Consider the following 18,974-nt stretch of genomic DNA (forward strand, 5'->3'; position numbering starts at 1 on the left):
TTAATTTCATTATGCCAAAAGTAAAAACCAATTCCAGCGCGAAAAAACGTTTCAAATTGACTGGAACAGGTAAGATTGCAAGAAAAAGTGCTTACAAAAGTCACATCTTGACAAAAAAGGAAACAAAGCAAAAACGTAATTTGACACAAACAAGTTATGTTTCTGACGCAGATATGGGCAACGTAAAACGTATGCTTGGTATCGGCAAATAAGTTTATTTCTATTATAATATCATTTTTTTAACCGGGTATTGGGCTGTAAGATTACTGAAAAACGTAACGCCTCATACCAAACTAAATTTTAAATAATATGCCACGTTCGGTTAACGCAGTAGCTTCGAGAAGAAGAAGAAAAAGAATCATGAAAATGGCCAAAGGCTATTTCGGTTCAAGAAGCAAAGTTTATACTATTGCTAAAAATACAGTAGAAAAAGGTTTACAGTACGCTTACCGCGACCGTAAAACTAAAAAACGTGAGTTCAGAGCTTTATGGATTCAACGTATCAACGCAGGTGCTCGTCAACATGGAATTTCTTATTCGCAGTTGATTGGTAAATTAAACGCTAAAAATATTGGCCTTAACCGTAAGGTTTTAGCTGATTTAGCGATGAATAATCCCGACGCTTTTAAAGCGGTAATTGATACTGTTAACAAATAGAGTTCTAACCGTTATCAATTTGTTAGAGATTTGAAAGAGGAGCCAAGAGGCTCCTTTTTTTTGTGCTCGATTTCGGCAACGTTTGCGTAACTTTTTTTTGATAAATGACTTATGTAATATAAATTGCATGTATATGCAACCGATTGCATATATCGTATTATTTATAAACCCAGAAAAGTTCTATGAGAGAAAAATTATTTTTGATGTGTGTACTTTTTTTCAGTATGTGGAAAAGTTATGCCCAACCATCCGAAATTGTCGGTACGGTGATCGAAGCACAGTCTAAGTTGCCGCTAGCGGGCGTTACTGTACGGTTTCAAGGAGAGACAAGTACCTCTTCTACCTCGACAGATGAATCGGGACGATTTGTGTTAAAAGCAAGTGAAGCCGCTGGAAACCTGTCGTTTAGTTTGGTAGGTTATTTAGCTCGTGAGGTAGTGTATCCAGGAGTGTCATTGCAAACTATAGCATTGACAAAAGAAAACACCGCATTGGATGAGGTGGTTGTTGTAGGGTACGGAACAGTAAGAAAACGTGACTTGACTGGTTCTGTTGTTTCGGTAAAGGGTGATGAAATAGCCAAAGTGCCTTCTGCAAATATCATCGAATCTATTCAGGGGAAAGTGCCCGGAGTAGATATTACAAGGAGTAGCGGGTCAGCTTCGTCAGGCGTTTCTATGACTGTACGCGGAAACCGCTCTATTACCGCACAAAATGGACCTTTGTTTATTGTTGATGGTGTTCAGTATAGTAATATTCAAGATATCAATCCAAACGATATCGAATCTATGGAAATATTAAAGGATGCTTCTTCCACCGCTATTTATGGATCAAGAGGGGCTAACGGGGTTGTTATAGTCACGACAAAGAAAGGGAAAGCTGGACAGGCACGGGTGAGCGTCAATTCGTATGCTGGTGTTTCTAAGGTGGATCGATATCCTAGTGTGATGAATCTGGAGCAATGGGTAAAATTAAGAAGGGAAGCGTATCGGACTACCGGCAGATGGAATTCGGAAGCTGATGACGATAAAGCCTTCAACAATGCGGAACTCGAGGCCATTCGTAACAATGATTATATCGACTATTTTGATTTGTTAGTTAAAGATGGTATGCAACAGAATTATCAGGTAAGTATTAACGGAGGTAGTGATAAGACGACCGTATACTTTAGCGGCGATTACATGAATGAGCGAGGTGTTTTTGACATGGATATGACGAATCGATTTGGTGGACGGTTGAATATAGACCAGAAATTAGGGGATTATTTCAAAGCAGGAATGCAGGCGCAGGTAACGAGATATGAAATTGATAAGCGAAGAGATCCGTTAAACCAAGCGAATAAGATTAATCCACTGGGACGGGTGTATGACGATGCCGGAAAGTTGATTATGTATCCATTAAGTGGTTCAGCAATCAGTCCGTTGGCCGATATGGAACCGAATGCTTATAAAGCGGAAGGTAATATCACGCGTACCCTCACGAACGCTTATGTAGAACTGACGAACTGGAAAGGTTTTTCGGGAAAATCGACGTTAGGTGTTACGTTTACGAATACACGTGATGGATCTTATGCAGGTTCGTATACTATAGATCGTAATGGTTCTTTTTCCAAAGCAACCTATGACGCAGGAAACAGTTACTTGATTAATATGGAAAATGTATTGTCCTATCAAAAAGAAATTGAGGATCATAACTTTACGTTGACGGCTGTTAATAGTTTTCTTTGGAACCGTTCGGATAATATCAATGCTTCAGGAGAGGAATTGTTATTAGATGGTCAGTTGTTTTATGCGTTAGGCAATGCGAGAAGAAATTTAGCTACCAATACGAATTATTCGATGAATAATTTGGTTTCTTTCGCGGGTCGCTTGAACTATGCGTATAAAGGAAAATATTTATTAACGGCTACGGGTCGTACGGATGGTTCTTCTATTCTGGCTCAAGGCCGGAAATGGGCTTTCTTTCCTTCAGTAGCAGCAGCATGGCGTATGGTAGATGAAAATTTTATGGCAGATCAAAATACATTTAGTGAATTAAAATTGAGGGCGAGCTATGGAAAGGCAGGGAATTATGCAGTCGACCCGTATTCCACGCAGAATAGTTTGACAAGGGTGGCGTTTGGCTGGGACGAGGAGCAAGCTACTGGATACACATTTTCACCTCGTATAGGTAACTATGGCCTAGGTTGGGAAATTACAGCCACGACAAATATCGGGGTTGATTTTGGTTTTTTGCAAAACCGGATTAATGCGTCCATCGATCTTTATGATTCGCGTACCAGTGATTTACTCCTTGAGCGGGGTCTTCCTCCTACAACAGGAGTAACTTCTGTGATACAGAACGTGGGCAAAACCCGGAATAGAGGTGTCGAGATTGCGGTGAATGCGGATCTCCTACGAGAGCGTGCGTTTAATTGGAATTCCGGATTGTCGTTCACTAGCAATAAAGAAGAAATTGTGGAACTGGTAACAAAAGATGATGATATCGGCAATGGTTGGTTCATCGGTCACCCTACGAGCGTTTTTTACGATTATGATAAGGTTGGCATATGGCAATTGGGAGAAGAAGCGGAAGCCGCAAAATGGGGACAAGAACCTGGGGATATACGGGTAAAGGATATCAATGGAGACGGGAAGATCGATGCTTCGAGCGATCGTATTATTTTGGGGTCGCCTCGTCCGAAATGGCTGATTGGCTGGGATAATACATTTACTTATAAAGGCTTTGATCTGAATGTATATATATTCGCGCGGTGGGGACAATTGATTCAGCCGAATTTCTTAAGAAGGTATGATCCACAGGGTTTAGGGCAAAGTACCGCTGCGATCGACTATTGGACGCCTGAAAACCCGACGAATGCTTACCCGAGACCAAATTCAGGAACTTCACTTAATAGTATGCTTTATACCAGTACACTGGGGTATGTAGATGGTTCATTTATTAGGGTGCGTAACTTATCGCTCGGTTATACGTTTGACAGCAATGTTCTAAGATCGGGATTTGTTAAGAACCTAAGGGTCTATGGAACTGCTCGAAATCCTTTTACATGGACAAAAGCAAACGAATTAAAAGAGTATGATCCGGAACGTGGTGGGTCAGAAAATTTTCCGATGACAAAATTATTTGTGTTTGGGGTAAATATTGGATTTTAAAAGAAGAGATATAATGAGAAATATAATTTTTAAGCTAGCGGCGGGAGCTTTATTGATAAATATGAATGTATCCTGTAGTGATATATTGGAGGAGTATAATCCAAGTGGTATTACAGCAGAGACGGTATACACCACTCCGGATGGTTTCGAAACACTGGTTAATGCTGCCTACTCTTATCAACGGTGGTGGTATGGAAAAGAGGAAGGATATAGTCTCTCTGAAATGGGAACAGATCTCTGGATGAGTGGGGCGGGAGATGTTTATCCGGATTTAACAAAGTATGTAAATCTGCAGAGTAATAACGGGGCAGTAACTACAGAATGGAAAGCACTATATGCGGCGGTTAATATTTGTAATGCTGGAATTGGCCGGATAGCAGATGCTGGACTTGATGAAGAATTGATGAATATACGCCTAGCTGAATTAAGATTTTTGCGGGCATTTTATTATTGGCATATTGTAGAGACCTGGGGTAATGTGCATTTAACTACGGATGAAACCAGTGGTATTGTAACGACGGCCAATAAGACTTCGGTCGACGAGTTCTATAAATTAATAGAGGAAGACTTGTTATTCGCTGTAAAGCATTTGCCCAGAACGACTAGTGATTATGGACGGGTTACTAATCCTGCAGCACAAGCATTTCTTTCTAGAATGTATTTAGTTACCGGAAATAATGAAAAGGCCAATCAATTTGCGACGAGCGTAATCAATGGGAATTTTGGTTTCGAGCTGGAGTCGAACTATGCAGACCTTTGGGAAATGTCTAATCTTAAAAGCAAGGAAGTTGTTTACGCGATAAATTATTCGACTAATCTGGCGTTAAATGATATTCAAAATAATATTCTCAATCCGCTAGGCCATAGTCGGGGCAGTAATACGGGACACCTCATGTTTATTATGAAATATGATACGGAGACAGGTATGATGCGAGATATAGAAAATGGTAGACCCTTCAATAGATATATGCCGACTCGATTTTTATTGGATTTATATCCAGAAGGAGATGCGCGATATGAAGGAAGCTTTAAAGATGTTTTCTATGTAAACAATCCCATTGGTAACCTATCGTTAGGTGACACGGCTGTTTACGTTACACGAGAATCAATAACCGCTACAGGTAAAGCGTATAAGACTTACGATCGGAATTATATGTATCAGACAGACGGTAAAGTGAAAGATCAATTGCGCTATCCTACACTTCGTAAATTTTTGGATAACACCCGTGCATCAGCCAATGAGGCACAAAGTGCAAGGGATGTATTTGTAATCCGCTTCGCCGAGCTATATCTAAATGCTGCAGAAGCACAACTGAAATTAGGAAATATAGATTCCGCTGCACATTGGGTGAATATCGTTCGCGATCGGGCAGCTAAACCGGGCTTCGAAGATCAGATGGAAGTTAGTCCATCTGAGATTACGCTAGATTTTATTTTAGATGAGCGCGCGAGGGAATTTGCGGGAGAGCAAATTCGTTGGTTTGACCTCAAACGGACGGGGAAATTGTTAGAGAGGGTAAAAGCGCACAACCCAGATGTAGCATCTACCGTGCAAAATTATCACGTGCTCCGACCTATTCCTCAAGAGCAACTTGACGCAATTTTTAATAAAGCAGAGTTCACCCAAAATGAGGGATATCAATAAAAATCATTTAACTTAAAACAAAAAGAGGCTGTCTCAAAAGGATAGTCTCTTTTTTATTTGGGACAATTTTGGTGTTTAAGGCATGGGAATGCTTTGAATCCTCGTTGTTTTCTTGAGCGGGATGATACGCAATATCGGCTAAGAGGTTTATACTTTTGGTGGACATTTCCGTGGGTAAAGGCAAATAATATGCGCGTATCGCGTATCTTTGTTGTTGTTTGTAAAGGGGCTGTGCCGACATTATGACCGCGGAGTACTTCGATCTGTCGTCGGAGTACTTCGATCTGTCGTCGGGGTACTTCGATCTGTCGCCGGGGTACATGAACACATCGGCGAGGTAGTCGGCGTTTCTGTTGGGCAATACAGCGTATAGGATGACGTAGGAGATACGCGAGTAGAGCTACTTTATACTGTCGTATCTATACAATGCTGCGTAGTCGGGCTCGCGTGTCATAATGTTAGCTGAGTGTAAGGTGCAGTCGGGGTACTTAGTCTTCGTTTCGCTCGACTTGAGGATCATGATGTATACATAAATGGCCAGCTAGTGCTATCGCATCATGGTGTTGGTCTTCATGCTCGTGCGGATAGACTAGCTCGTGATGTTGATACCCTAACCAAGCGTTAAATCCCTCTACTTCGTCACCTTGTGCCCCTAGCATGCGAGCATGATGCCCATCATAGCCACATGGAAAGATGTCTTACTCGCCGCGTACCTCGCCGTCCTCGTGATGTACTCCGTCGTCCTCGTGATGTACTCCGTCGTCCTCGTGATGTACTCCGTCGTCCTCGTAATGTACCCCGCCGTTCTCGTGAAGTACCCCGCCGTTCTCGTGAAGTACGCCGTCGTCCTCGTGATGTACTCCGCCGCCGTGATGATGTTGTTGTACGAAATGCCCCTAAAGCGATCAAATGCCATCAAAAAAAATGTTTTACTGACAATGAATAATGTTTTTCAGTATGCTTTTTACACCTGTATTCTCTCAGGTATCAACACTTAAATAGGTCACAAAAAAACCGTCTCATAACTGCTTATGAGACGGCCTCTGTGTTTTATCCTTTATTAAAACTTTTCAAAAGACTATTCTGCAGGCACTGCAGGGGTAACCGGTTGTGCATCCGGACTTATACCTAATTTAGAGCGCACGTCCATGGATATATCTTCGCCTCCTTGGAAATAAATGACGCTTCCAGAAGAAGTATCCAAAATGTAAGCATATCCTTTTTCTTTTGCTACCGCATTAATAGCAGTTATCACTTTTGTTTGGATAGGGTTTAAAAGTTCTTGTTGCTTTTTACCTAAATCTTCTTGTGCAACGCGTTGTACTTCTTGTATACGTTGTTCGATGTTTTGAAGTTCCTGACCTAAAACCTGTAATTCTGCATCAATTGTTTCCTTATTGGCCTCACTACGACTTCTGTATTTTTCGTTAGCCTCAGTCTGTTTCTTCTGAAACTCTGCATACATTCCCTGTAGCTCTTGTGTTTTGGTTTCATTTAAGGTTCTCAACTGATCATTCGCTGTTTTAAATTCAGGAGTCAATTGAAAAATCTCATCCGCATTGATATGACCAATTTTTTGTTGGGCATTTACGTTTTGTACACCCAAAAATACCACCGCTCCTAAAGCTAAACTTCTAAATAAACTTTTCATTCTTCTCATTTTAATCGTTTTGCTTGCGTCTTTTTGATCAACCAAGCCACTTTTTTGTTTTTAAATCTACCGTTGATAATTAATTGAAACTTGTTGTTACAAGTATAGTAAAAAAATTAATTTGCCAAGCTAGGATTAGGTTTTAATCCTAATTTTGTAATGATCTCATTACTTTTGTCTAAACTGGGATTAGCGAATACAATCGCTACCTCACTGCCTTTGTCTAGGATAAGGTCCAGACTTTCGTTTTTTGCTAATTCCTGAATGGCTTTTGAAACACGGTCCTGGATAGGTTGTATCAAACGTGTTCGTTCTTTGAAAAGATCTCCTTCGAAACCAAATTTTTGGCGTTGAAATTCTTTTACTTCTTTTTCTTTGTTAACAATTTCGTCTTCTCTGCGGCGACGCATGTCTTCATTTAACAGTACTTGATCGTTTTGATAAGCTTGGTACAGTTTTTCAATTTCTTCGTATTGTTTATCGACTTGCGCTTGCCAATTGCCGGAAAGTTCATCTAACTGTTTTTGAGCAGCTGTGTATTCTGGTATATGTTTTAAGATATATTCAGAATCCACATATGCTAAGCGCTGAGCGGAAGCTAAGGTTACGGAACCTATAATCAAGCTAATGACAAATATTACCTTTTTCATATATTTCAAATTATTTATTATCTAAATTTTAGGACAACAATGGTTCCAAAAAGTTTAAAAGCCTCCCATGTTTTGTAATATACTGAATGTAAAATTCTGTTTCCATTGACTAGATTGTAAGCCCGGTATAGGATCGAATGCATGACCATAATCTATACCCAACATACCAAATATGGGAAGGAAGATACGTGCGCCTATACCGGCAGAACGACGCATTTTCAATGGATTGACTTCGCTAAATTTATTCCAGGTATTACCCGCTTCAGCGAATGCTAACACAAATACAGTTGCTTGTTCGTTCAACATAACTGGGTGACGAAGTTCTAACTGATATTTCGCATAGATAGGGCTACCGGAATTGATCGCTCTATTGATGCCATTATTCTGTGATCCAGTGGATTCCGGAATAATGGTCCCGTTAGCGTAACCACGCATTGCAATAATCTCGGAACCTTGCAAAAAGTCAAATCCCATCATACCATCACCTCCTAATTTAAACCGCTCAAACGTAGAAGTTTCGGTTCTATTCGTGTAGTTGCCGAGATAACCAAATTGTGCTTGGCTTTTCAGAACTAGTTTTCCGGCAATTCGGGTATACCACTGACTGTCAAATTTCCATTTATGGTATTCTGTCCATTTGTATTTGACTTGACTGGACGCATTCTGATAATCTATATTATTCCATGCAGAATATGGAGGCGTTAATTGTACGGAAAATTTGAAATGTGATCCGGAGGTAGGATAGATAGGCGCGTCTACTGAATTACGGCTAATTTCTTGCGTAATGTTCATGTTATAGGCGGTGCCGTTGTCGAACAGGAAGTAGCCACCGTAGTTTTGCAGCTTATAACGTTGGAAGGAGAGTGACGTATTAACTTGAAAATAGTTATCCGGCCACTGTAAGCGTTTACCTAAAGTAGCAGTCACCCCTGTCATCCAAATACGGCTGAGTTGATCATCAGCGACCATTTGACGGCCAGTGAAATAATCAAATCCACCATAGGACGAGTTCGAAGTATAGGCACTCAAACCAAAATAAATAGGTTTTTTACCTCCCAGCCAAGGCTCGGAGAAGGAGAAGCTGTAAGACTGATAGCGCTTACCGGATGTTTGCCCGCGAATACTCAGCTTTTGTCCATCACCGCGAGGAAGTGGTTTCCATGCATCTTTCCTGAAAAGGTTACTTGTGGAAAAGTTATTGAAAGTTAACCCTAACGTCCCGATAACCTGTCCCGCTCCGTATCCACCGGATAATTCCACTTGGTCAGATGGTTTTTCCGCAACATTAAATACGAGATCCGTTGTTCCCTCTTCGTAATTCATGGAAGATTGCGGAATGTCCGGTTGAATTTTTTGTTCATCAAACATCCCCAGTTGGGAGATCTCACGTATACTACGCATGATAAGTTCGCGCGAATATTTTTGTCCCGGCTTAGAATAGATTGAACGTAATACGACGCGGTCATTGGTAACGTCGTTTCCTTTAACAATAACATTATTAATGGTGAACTGTTTTCCTTCACTTATCACGATTTCTACGTCTACCGTATCGTTGTAGATACGTTTGATAATGGGTTGCACACCAAAAGTAAGATATCCGTCGTTTTGATACAATGCACTTATATCGTCGCTATTGCGGGTAGGCCCTTGAAGCTTCGTGGTTAATTTTTCTTCGCTATATACATCTCCTTTTTCGATACCTAGCAATAGATTTAAAATAGAGTCGGTGTATTTCGAGTTTCCGGACCATTGGATATCGCCCATATAATATTGAGGCCCTTCATGAAGGTCAATGTGTATATCGATCTCGTTATTGTCATAACGCGATATGCTATCCTTAAGAATCTGTGCATCCCGATATCCTTTATCCTGCATTTTAGCAATCAGGTTTTCTTTGGCTTCTTTGTATTTGTCATCTTTGAATTTACCGGGCCCGAAAATGCGATACCATCGACGTGGTTTCACGCCTTTTAAATACTTGCTTAATTGGCGATCAGAAAAGGCTTCATTTCCGTCGAAATATACGCGATGCACTTTTATTTTCTTATTTTTGGTTACATCTACAACGACGATTTCATTATTTGCTTCGGCACTATCCTTTTTAGTAGAGATATCTATTTCTGGATAAAGAAAAGACTTTTCCCGGAGAAATTTTTCGATTGTAGCGCGGGTAGTTTTCAAGAGGTTTTCATTAACGATCCTGCCGGAACTGGTGTTCAGACGCTTTTGTACTTCTTCTTTTTCCCCCTTCTTCAGCCCTTCGATTTCAATGCGTGTAAGGCGCGGCCGCTCCCGGACACGTATCTCTAGATAAACGTTTTCTCCTTGAAATCTTTCCGCATATAACTGTACGTCGTCAAATAAATTTTGCGCCATTAAGGTCTTGATAACATTGGCCGTTTCTTCACTCGGGATTTCTATATATTGACCGACCACAAGTTTCGAAATGGTGATTAGAACATCGTTATCCAGATACTCAGTCCCCGAAACCCGTACTCCACCGATAACGTAATTTTTAGGGTCTAAATAACTGATTTCATCAGGGTCGTTTAGGTTAATGGGGTTGTTTCCTTGGATTTGAGCAAATAACGGTTGCCCTCCGAAAACTAGTGTAAATGTTATTAGATATAGTAAGCGCTTCATTTATTCTATTTTCTCGGTGCTAAAGTACACCAATCTCGTGTTAATTTTTGTTAAAAGAAATAATTAATAACCAGCCTTTTAATTAGGCTTAAAAATGATGGTGCAAAGGTAGTAAATTATAATATTATAGCTGTTCGCTTGTTTTACCATATCTCCGCTCTCTTTGTTGATAGTTGTAGATAGCTTCAAAGAGATCGTCTCGTTTAAATTCTGGCCACATTTTTTTCAAAAAACAAAATTCGGTATAGGCCATTTGATAAAGAAGATAGTTGCTAATTCGCTGTTCACCGCTGGTTCTGATCATGAGATCCGGATCTGGCATTCCGGCAGTATACAGACTATTTCCGAATAGGTTTTCGTCGATATCGTCTATGTTCAGTTTTCCGGCAATAACTTGTTTTGCGATAGATTTTGTCGCATCGATAATTTCCCGGCGAGAACCATAACTTAATGCCAAAGTAAGGATACATTTGTTGTTGTTCTTTGTAAGCGCGATGGTGTCTTTTAATTTTGTTTTGCAGTTTTCGGGCAAATCTGCAATATTACCTATCGCATTTAAGCGGATGTCATTTTCTAAAAAAGTCTTGGTTTCTTTTGTTAGTGTGTCCACTAAGAGCTCCATCAACGCATTCACTTCGAACTTCGGTCTGTTCCAATTTTCAGATGAAAAAGCGTAAAGCGTTAAATACGGCACTCCGATTTCTATACATCCTTCCAATGCCTCCCGAACGGCAGTCACACCATTCTGGTGACCGAAGATACGTAACTTTCCGAAGCCTTTTGCCCACCTTCCGTTGCCATCCATAATAATTGCTACGTGTTGTGGCAACGCTTTCGGATTAATCTTTTGTTTGAAATTCATTTTTTTAATCAGGTTTCCCTATACGATTTACGGTGTAAATATAGACGTTTTGACGCAATATGAAGGTATTAAATTGTGTTAAATATAGAGCTAGTAATTCCTAACGTCCAACCCCCATAGTAGTTTCTCGCGTAAAGTTCCGAAAAAACTGTCGGATGCCAAACGGATAAGGTTTACGGAAAAAGGTGCTCTTTTTATATGTAGTTTAGTTGCTGTGGTTAAGGTCTCATTCTTTGAATCGCAGCTTAGGATGTATTTTTCTGTTCGGCTTTCTATCTCCAATTCTAGTTCACTATCTGCTGAGAAGATGAGCGGCCGCACATTTAAGTTATGAGGAGAGACGGGTGTGATGACAAAATTTCCGCTTCCTGGCATAATAATAGGACCGCCGCAACTTAAGGAGTATGCTGTGGAGCCTGTAGGGGTGGCGATGATCACCCCGTCTGCCCAATACGAATTTAAAATCTCTCCGTTCAGCTTCACATTGATCGTTATCATAGAGGAACTATCATGACGAAAAACAGTTATGTCGTTTAATGCAAAATTAGCGTCTTTAAAAATATTTTGTTGGTCGCTGCTCACCTCTAGCAAATCCCGAGCTTGTAAAGTATAGCGCTCGGCAAAGATATCATCAAGCGCCTGAATGATTTTTGTTTTGTGTATAGAGGCCAGAAAGCCAAGACGACCGAAGTTTACGCCTGCAATTGGAATACCCGAATCTCTAACCTGTGACACGGCTGAAAGCATCGTGCCGTCACCACCTAAGCTCAGTAAAAATAAGATGTTCTGGGGAAGGTCTTGGTGGTTGTAGTAGCGATGTAATGTATTAGGACATTCTAATTGCCCGTTCAGAAAATCATAAAAATCAGAATATATATAAACAGTGATGTTTTTTTCGTTTAAATAAGCAAATAATTGCTTAACATAAGGAACGACCGATGAGTTGAAAGCCCTGCCGTATATAGCGATGGATTTTTGTTGCATAGAAAGCGGTTTTGTCAAAAACTAACGCAAATATGCTAAAATTACAGAGAGTTTTATAAATTTAGGTAATTCATCAAAATGTCATAGCGTTCTTTAATATCAGAATCTTGGCTACCGTCGTTGAAAGTGGCTTTAACCACATAATCGAAACGCCAAAGGGAGGCGATCAGAGTTGAAACGTTTTGTTTGTCGACTTTAATAGTTATTTCCATTTTTGTGGTATCGGGAATGTCACGGACTGCAGTATGAAGTATCCGCACGTTTTCCGACTCAAAGATATGGGCGATTTGTGAAAACGATATGTCATTCTTGCCTAATTCGAGGACAATAATGGCACCAGGATTTTTGTTGCCCATTGTTTCGTTAATGGCAGATAATAGGTCGACTGGTCTTACGACACCTACATAGTTGTTATCCTTATCCAGGATCGGAAGAATCTCCAAATGATGGGCATCCATATACTGAAGTGCGTCGTAAACGTGCTGATATTCGTATAAATACAGAAATCGAAGTGATATTAATAGGCTATGGATGGAATGCGTTTCATCATGTGCTGAGAGTAAATCGTCTTCTGTAATAATCCCAAGGAAATTTTGTTCGTCAACTATCGATAGCTGCGGAGTGTGGAGTTCGTTCATCTTGTCTAATGCCAACCCAATACTGTCGCCGGACTGTATGTCAAAATAGTTCTTTGTTAGAATTTCACCTATATACATGATGAACGTTTTAAAATTAAACAAAACAAACCTAAAAGCGTTTTTATAACCTGTTTAATTATATGCTAATTTAGTAATATTGCTGTTAATAGGTGTACAATTCATGTAAATAACTTTTTACATCAATAAGATTTAATTTTGTTATTTTTACGCCAAGAAAGTAAACGTGCAGTTCCGCGATTTGTTAGAAAGAAAATGGCCAAAGAAGAAGAGCAAGTAAAGTTTATTCAAGTTCGTGAAGTAATTCGAAAGAAGAGTCCAAAATTGGCCAAATGGATGCCCAATCCGCTAATTAGCTATCTAGAACGTCTTATTCATGAAGACGAAATTAATGATATTATGACCCGGTTCCGGGATTTATACGGTTTAGATTTCGTGGACGCGCTAATAGCGGATCTCGGTGTAAATGTCGTGCTAGAAGGTGCTGAAAATATTCCGGTGGAAGATAGCGTAATATTTGCTTCGAATCATCCGCTCGGCGGATTGGACGGTATTGCGATCATGCAGGCTATAGGTCGTTACCGGCGTGATGTGAAATTTTTGGTGAATGACATTTTAATGAATATCCGCAACTTAGAGCCTCTTTTTGTTCCTGTAAATAAAGTGGGCGGGCAGGCGAAGAGTGGAATTATGGCGATTGATCAGGCGTACGCTTCTGATAACGCCTTGTTAGTATTTCCCGCGGGCTTAGTTTCACGCAAAATAAGTGGAGAAATTACAGACTTAGAATGGAAGAAGAGCTTTATAACGAAGTCGAAAAAGTATAAAAAAGATGTTGTACCCGTTTATATTGAGGGTAGAAATTCTGATTTTTTCTATAATTTAGCTAGACTGAGGCAAAAATTAAAAATAAAAGTAAATATAGAGATGTTATATTTGCCGGATGAGATGTTTTTACAACGAAACCATACGGTAACTATTCGTGTAGGACAGCGAATTTCTTATGAGGATTTCGATCGATCGAAAAGTGAGCGCGAATGGGCACGCCAGGTACGGGAAGTTGTATACAGAATGGGAGACAAAAAATAATATATGCAGGAGATTATACCACCGGTAGATAGAGCGCTGATAAAAGCGGAACTGACTGAAGATGCTTTTGTGCGCTATACAAATAATGGAAATAATGAGGTTTATTTGATTAATCATCATACTGCTCCCCATATTATGCGCGAGATCGGGCGTTTACGGGAGGTTACGTTTCGCGGAGCAGGGGGAGGGACAGGTCTGCCGTTGGATATTGACGAGAATGATACTTGTGAACACAATTATGACCAACTTATCGCATGGAATCCTGAGGAGGAGGAAATCATTGCTGGATATCGGGTGATTAAATGTCTAGATGCGTTGGATAACGAGGGGAATCTTCATCTCTCCACGGCCCATTATTTCCATTTTTCTGACAAATTTAAAAAGGAGTTTTTACCGTACACATTGGAGCTGGGACGTTCCTGGGTACAACCCCGTTTTCAACCTTCGATAGACAATAGAAAAGGGCTATTTTCCTTAGATAATCTATGGGACGGACTAGGCGCATTGGTAGTTATAAATTCTGACGTCAAATATCTGTTCGGTAAAGTGACCATGTATCCACATTATAATGAGACAGCCCGTGATCTATTGATTTATTTTATGGAACATTATTTTCCTGATAACGATCAATTAGTAGTCCCTTTCGAGCATCTTAACTTAAAATATAAAACGGATATTACACCATATCAGGGTATGTTCGATAATCTGCCTTACAAAGAGGGATATAAATTGCTTAATACGAAAGTTCGCGAATTGGGGGAAAATATTCCGCCATTGATTAATACTTATATGAATTTATCGCCCACCATGCGTATGTTTGGAACAGCATTAAACGATGAATTCGGAGAGGTCGAAGAAACGGGAATAATGATTACATTAGCGGATGTTTATCCGGCTAAAAAAGAGCGTCATATGAGCACCTACGACAGAGATAAGAATCATAAAACAGAACGGAACGGATGATGAAAGGAACTGATCGTGCCTGCACCATGCTAAAGAAGTTTATATAAAAAAATTCTGAAGCGGGGAGCTCCAGAATTTTAACTAACCAATTATTAACCTAAATTATGAATACTGTGTAGTAGATAATGTTTGTGCCAAAAATGAAGTCTGGGGGGGGATCAATTTTAATAGCGATTAATTGTGAAAATTCCAGTTTCTGACGGCATTTCGCTTTCATCTAGGACAATTACACTTCCACCATATCCAAAAACCAAACACGCCAGTTCATTGATGACATCCGTATGCTGTCCGTTTTTTTGTACTATTTTACGTTCATCTATATCGATATGTCCGTCAATGGATTTACCGTTTTCGATACAAAGTACCTCTACTTTCCCATCTATCACATCTCGTATCACATCGCCTATGTCTAAGCTGCTTAAATTTTCAGGTATCGCGAGTTGATAACGTTCCAGAAGTTCTTTTTTTCGTTTTTCAAGAAGGGTGTTAAATATCTCTTGTACTTTTTCTAGCAAAGAGGCTTTGTTTAGGGATTGTGGATTAATATGTAAGTGAATAGGTGAAAAATTAGTGTGTTTACTTATACGCATAAAATGGCTATGGTGCTCGGGCAAAGCTGCTAATACCAAAGGTACATCGTGGGGAATAGGGTAATGCTCCAAAATAGCTTGATCGATTTTTCTGAAAAATCGATCCATATCAATATCTTCTTCTTGGCTTTTTTCCATATATCCGTGCAATCCGGCACCTTGGACAACCGATGCATGCAGATGGTTGTCTGTCAACTCACCGCCCAAGGCTTCCTTCATGGTGGTGGGTACATTGTTTTTTATGTCTATCTCTTGAAGTCGGTATTTGTCACCATGATAAAGCTGTACGTCATCTAGCGCTAGTGCCAAAAGATAGTATTGCTGGTTTTCGTGATATAGCTTGAAGAGCGGTTTAACACAGAAAGAATCGGCCACACAGGTTATCTCCTGGACTTTTTCTGGTAGACGTATGATCTGCGTGCTGTCCGGAGATACAAAAATCGCCAGGCCTTCATCATTATGATCCCAAAATGTTTTATCGCTAATAAGCTTTTCCAATGGTTGGATAAGCTTCGCATGCTTCTGAAGGTCGTTATCCTGTATATACTGTAATGCCTGTTTATATAGGTTTTTAAAAGTGATCGGATCTGTCGCATTGGCTGGGTGTACCCTGTGGGTGGGCATGTAAATAGAGATACAGGGTGTGTCTTGGACGTCCACCAATTCTTTCAGTAATTTCAAATCGATTGTCTGCATAATAGCTGTTTTTAGTGAATGCATTAATGTTTGTTTAATATTCGCGTAGCCTATATATAGAACAGTGCGAACAAAGAGATGTTTAGAAAAATTTAGGATAGATCGGAAATAAAAAATACCGGAGTGGGGAACTACGGTATTTAAACTAACTAACTAACCAATTACTTAAACCTAAATTATGAAGTACGGATATAACGGTTTATCCTGATCATTATTATACATTAATCGTTTCGTTAACAATTTTTAACGAATAATAGGTGGTAGATAACTTTTTACAGTATCAGGTGCGAAATACCCGAATTCGAACTGCGGAAGATGTATAAATACCTAATTTGATTTCAGTGACAACTATAAAAGTGTCGTGTTGTTCATTTATTGATTTAGAAATTGGTCTAAAATCAAAATAAATATACAGCTATGAAAGGATTCATGTTTTTTGCAGTACTAGGATTACTAGCTACGGGATGTGGTGGTAACCAAAACGAGAACACAGACACGATGAATGACAGACACACTCAGGATGAACCGGGATATCGAAGCGGTACCATACCCGCGGATACTGCACTTGTGGACACAACGGACTCCGTTCTCCCACCTACTCCAATAACGACCCCTTAAAAATATACAAGAATTTAGAATCAGTTGTTTTCTTAAATAGTTATGGCAAAACTCGCGAATTATAATAAGAAACGAGATTTTAAGGAGACAGGGGAACCGAAGGGTAGCATACCCAAAAGTGGGCTTAAACATAAGATCGACAAAACAAAGAAGTTACGCTTTGTGGTTCAGCGGCACCACGCTTCCCGGCTACATTACGACTTCCGACTAGAATTGGACGGAGTTTTGAAAAGCTGGGCGGTTCCCAAAGGGCCTTCCTTATACCCTAAAGATAAGCGGTTGGCCATGCTTGTGGAAGATCATCCAGTCGATTATGCGACTTTTGAGGGTGTAATTCCCAAAGGTAATTATGGTGCGGGCGTTGTACATATTTTCGATTCGGGGTATTATGATTTCATAGAAGCTAGCGATGCAAAGGAATTTCTAAGACGCTTTAAGAGTGGGACACTTAAATTTAAGTTGCGTGGACATATCCTTAAGGGCGAATTCGCACTTGTTCGTATGAAAGGGCAAGATGATAACGCTTGGTTACTTATAAAACATAAAGACCGATATGCTTCCGACGGCCCTTATAACAGCGAACCTCTCTGCCTGTATTTTCATTAATGCGTTTATACCTGATGTTAGCTTTGTCTTTTCTATCTAGCATATCCAGGTCTAACGTGCTGCTTTGTACAGCACTGTAAATTTTAATAGGGATATTGACTAATCCGAATCCTATTGCTCCAGTCCAAATAGCTCTCATATTGTTTACCTTGTTTCTATTAGAGTAAACAATATTTATCTAAAAAAGTTCAGCTTTTTCTGATAGTCACCGTGTTAAACCTTCGGTGCGCGCCAAGTCCAAAATAGCCCCCAAATGAAGGCACCGAGCCCGACGACAAAACTTTGCAGCAGTGTTCCACCATGTTCGATCCATTGCTTAGCGAGCCAAGGACCGATCAGTTGCGAGCCAGCATAAAGAGCGATGAGTGCAGCCGACAATCGAGGGCCTTGGTGCGGTTGCAAGCGTCTGGCCAACCGCTGGGTGCACATGACTGATCCTAAGAAACTTCCGCCGATTAAGACGGCACAAGTTAGCACGCCAACCGTAGACGGAAATAGTAATATCGCCGTTACGCCAAGGGCTTGGAAAATATAGGTATAGATTAAACTGATCCGGTCGCCAAATCGATGGCCAATTCCATTCCAGAGCGGAATAAAAAGAAGGGAAGAAACCGACGTAATTACCCAAACATTTTTAACAAAGGGACTATCGGCGGGCATCGTTTCGTGCGCCAGCGTAGGTAGAAAAGTCATGGGGAGTATATAACCTAAACCTGCGCCGATATAGGATAAAAATAGAGGAGTACTACGTCGATCAAATAGTTGGGTCGGTGTACCTTGTTTAGGGCCTTTGTAAGTGACCGGTTGGACTTGCAGTTGGTAGAAACGTGTCGCACTGTAAAATGCTAAAGAAGCAGCGGCTATTGCTACTGGAATCCATCGGTATTCACCAGAAAAATAGAGGGATGTACTATCTACTAATAGGCCTCCTACTAACAAGCCTCCACCGACGCCGAAATAAACCAAGCCGCTGAGGTGTGCTTTGTTTTGTGAGATTAGCCACTCTAAAAGTAGGGAAGGTGCTAAAACGAAGACAATGCCATTTGTGATACCATTGAATAGACGTAAGACGAGGAGTAGTTCAAACTGTGGCGTAAAACATTGCACAACGGTAATGAACGCATTTCCCAAAAGACCAGTGAGTAAAAATTTTTTTATTACCTCGGGGCCGGAGTAACGCACGGCGATGAGTGCGCCGATTAAATAGCCGATATAGTTGACGGTAGCTAAATCAGCGCCCTGTGTAATTGTCAACATATGATCTTCGATGAAATAGGGCAGTAAAGGCGTAAATGAAAAACGTCCTAAGGCGTGGACGACCGCAAGAGCAGCACTTCCTGCCATCAAATAACGAAAGATTTTTCTTTTATTTACCGAATCCATGTTTTAATAAATAACGTTTTTATTGCGTATACTTATTTTAATGTTACAATATAACAAATAGCTAAAAGTAACTCAACTTTATAACAAATAACCAAAAGTAACTCAACTTTCGAACCATTTGCAAAACTT

The 18,974-nt window shown here is 40.2% G+C and carries 17 protein-coding genes and 2 pseudogenes; 9 read left to right on the forward strand and 10 right to left on the reverse strand.

Features of this window, described 5'->3' with window-relative positions:
- Positions 1-11: 11 nt before the first annotated feature.
- The 4 genes from rpmI to LKO28_RS14380 all read left to right on the forward strand — a co-directional run bounded on the left by rpmI (position 12) and on the right by LKO28_RS14380 (position 5,454).
- Positions 12-212, forward strand: coding sequence for a 50S ribosomal protein L35 (gene rpmI / locus LKO28_RS14365; RefSeq protein WP_105715938.1), 201 nt, complete (start codon positions 12-14; stop codon positions 210-212).
- A 97-nt stretch (positions 213-309) separates the two neighbouring features.
- Positions 310-657: a 50S ribosomal protein L20 gene (gene rplT / locus LKO28_RS14370; protein ID WP_227695709.1), complete on the forward strand. Its 348-nt coding sequence runs from the start codon at positions 310-312 to the stop codon at positions 655-657.
- A 182-nt stretch (positions 658-839) separates the two neighbouring features.
- Entirely contained in the window at positions 840-3,809 is a 2,970-nt protein-coding gene (locus LKO28_RS14375) for a SusC/RagA family TonB-linked outer membrane protein (protein WP_227695710.1), read from the forward strand.
- A gap of 13 nt (positions 3,810-3,822) precedes the next feature.
- Positions 3,823-5,454: a RagB/SusD family nutrient uptake outer membrane protein gene (locus LKO28_RS14380; protein ID WP_227695711.1), complete on the forward strand. Its 1,632-nt coding sequence runs from the start codon at positions 3,823-3,825 to the stop codon at positions 5,452-5,454.
- A gap of 488 nt (positions 5,455-5,942) precedes the next feature.
- Here LKO28_RS14380 and LKO28_RS14385 read toward each other — a convergent pair whose 3' ends face one another.
- Complete coding sequence (locus LKO28_RS14385; RefSeq protein ID WP_227695712.1) at positions 5,943-6,113, reverse strand: hypothetical protein; 171 nt, start codon at positions 6,111-6,113, stop codon at positions 5,943-5,945.
- Positions 6,114-6,119: 6 nt separating this feature from the next.
- On the opposite strand from LKO28_RS14385, the gene LKO28_RS14390 reads away from it, so the two are divergent.
- On the forward strand, positions 6,120-6,452 hold the full coding sequence (locus LKO28_RS14390; protein WP_227695713.1) for a hypothetical protein: 333 nt from the start codon (positions 6,120-6,122) through the stop codon (positions 6,450-6,452).
- Between the two features lie 80 nt (positions 6,453-6,532).
- Here LKO28_RS14390 and LKO28_RS14395 read toward each other — a convergent pair whose 3' ends face one another.
- From LKO28_RS14395 to LKO28_RS14420, 6 genes are all read right to left on the reverse strand, one after another.
- Positions 6,533-7,105, reverse strand: coding sequence for an OmpH family outer membrane protein (locus tag LKO28_RS14395; protein ID WP_227695714.1), 573 nt, complete (start codon positions 7,103-7,105; stop codon positions 6,533-6,535).
- 116 nt (positions 7,106-7,221) lie between these two features.
- Positions 7,222-7,755: an OmpH family outer membrane protein gene (locus LKO28_RS14400; RefSeq protein WP_227695715.1), complete on the reverse strand. Its 534-nt coding sequence runs from the start codon at positions 7,753-7,755 to the stop codon at positions 7,222-7,224.
- Positions 7,756-7,809: 54 nt separating this feature from the next.
- Positions 7,810-10,398 carry an outer membrane protein assembly factor BamA gene (gene bamA, locus LKO28_RS14405; RefSeq protein ID WP_227695716.1) on the reverse strand — a complete coding sequence of 863 codons (2,589 nt, stop codon included), beginning with the start codon at positions 10,396-10,398 and terminating at the stop codon, positions 7,810-7,812.
- Between the two features lie 124 nt (positions 10,399-10,522).
- Positions 10,523-11,260, reverse strand: coding sequence for an isoprenyl transferase (locus LKO28_RS14410; protein ID WP_227695717.1), 738 nt, complete (start codon positions 11,258-11,260; stop codon positions 10,523-10,525).
- Between the two features lie 90 nt (positions 11,261-11,350).
- The gene (locus tag LKO28_RS14415) at positions 11,351-12,244 is read right to left on the reverse strand and encodes an NAD kinase (protein WP_227695718.1); all 894 of its coding nucleotides are present in this window, start codon (positions 12,242-12,244) and stop codon (positions 11,351-11,353) included.
- Between the two features lie 53 nt (positions 12,245-12,297).
- Complete coding sequence (locus LKO28_RS14420; RefSeq protein ID WP_227695719.1) at positions 12,298-12,960, reverse strand: CBS domain-containing protein; 663 nt, start codon at positions 12,958-12,960, stop codon at positions 12,298-12,300.
- Between the two features lie 195 nt (positions 12,961-13,155).
- Here LKO28_RS14420 and LKO28_RS14425 point away from each other — a divergent pair, with 195 nt between their 5' ends.
- Complete coding sequence (locus tag LKO28_RS14425) at positions 13,156-13,989, forward strand: 1-acyl-sn-glycerol-3-phosphate acyltransferase (protein WP_227695720.1); 834 nt, start codon at positions 13,156-13,158, stop codon at positions 13,987-13,989.
- A gap of 3 nt (positions 13,990-13,992) precedes the next feature.
- Positions 13,993-14,952 carry a GNAT family N-acetyltransferase gene (locus tag LKO28_RS14430; protein ID WP_227695721.1) on the forward strand — a complete coding sequence of 320 codons (960 nt, stop codon included), beginning with the start codon at positions 13,993-13,995 and terminating at the stop codon, positions 14,950-14,952.
- A gap of 164 nt (positions 14,953-15,116) precedes the next feature.
- On the opposite strand, the gene LKO28_RS14435 is transcribed toward LKO28_RS14430, so the two are convergent.
- The gene (locus LKO28_RS14435; RefSeq protein WP_227695723.1) at positions 15,117-16,262 is read right to left on the reverse strand and encodes a hypothetical protein; all 1,146 of its coding nucleotides are present in this window, start codon (positions 16,260-16,262) and stop codon (positions 15,117-15,119) included.
- A gap of 393 nt (positions 16,263-16,655) precedes the next feature.
- Between LKO28_RS14435 and LKO28_RS14440 the strand changes: the two genes are divergently transcribed.
- On the forward strand, positions 16,656-16,856 hold the full coding sequence (locus LKO28_RS14440; RefSeq protein WP_227695724.1) for a hypothetical protein: 201 nt from the start codon (positions 16,656-16,658) through the stop codon (positions 16,854-16,856).
- Positions 16,857-16,898: 42 nt separating this feature from the next.
- A pseudogene (locus LKO28_RS14445) lies at positions 16,899-17,438 on the forward strand (DNA polymerase ligase N-terminal domain-containing protein); the annotation flags it as partial.
- Here LKO28_RS14445 and LKO28_RS14450 read toward each other — a convergent pair.
- Together LKO28_RS14450 and LKO28_RS14455 are read right to left on the reverse strand one after the other, a co-directional pair.
- Positions 17,437-17,601, reverse strand: a pseudogene (locus tag LKO28_RS14450) (Ku protein); the annotation flags it as partial. The pseudogenes LKO28_RS14445 and LKO28_RS14450 overlap by 2 nt on opposite strands.
- 74 nt (positions 17,602-17,675) lie before the next feature.
- Positions 17,676-18,806, reverse strand: a complete 1,131-nt coding sequence (locus LKO28_RS14455) for a YbfB/YjiJ family MFS transporter (protein ID WP_227695725.1) — start codon at positions 18,804-18,806, stop codon at positions 17,676-17,678.
- Between the last annotated feature and the right edge of the window lie 168 nt (positions 18,807-18,974).

Origin of the sequence: Sphingobacterium sp. FBM7-1, from assembly GCF_020687765.1 — a bacterium.
Taxonomy (GTDB): domain Bacteria; phylum Bacteroidota; class Bacteroidia; order Sphingobacteriales; family Sphingobacteriaceae; genus Sphingobacterium.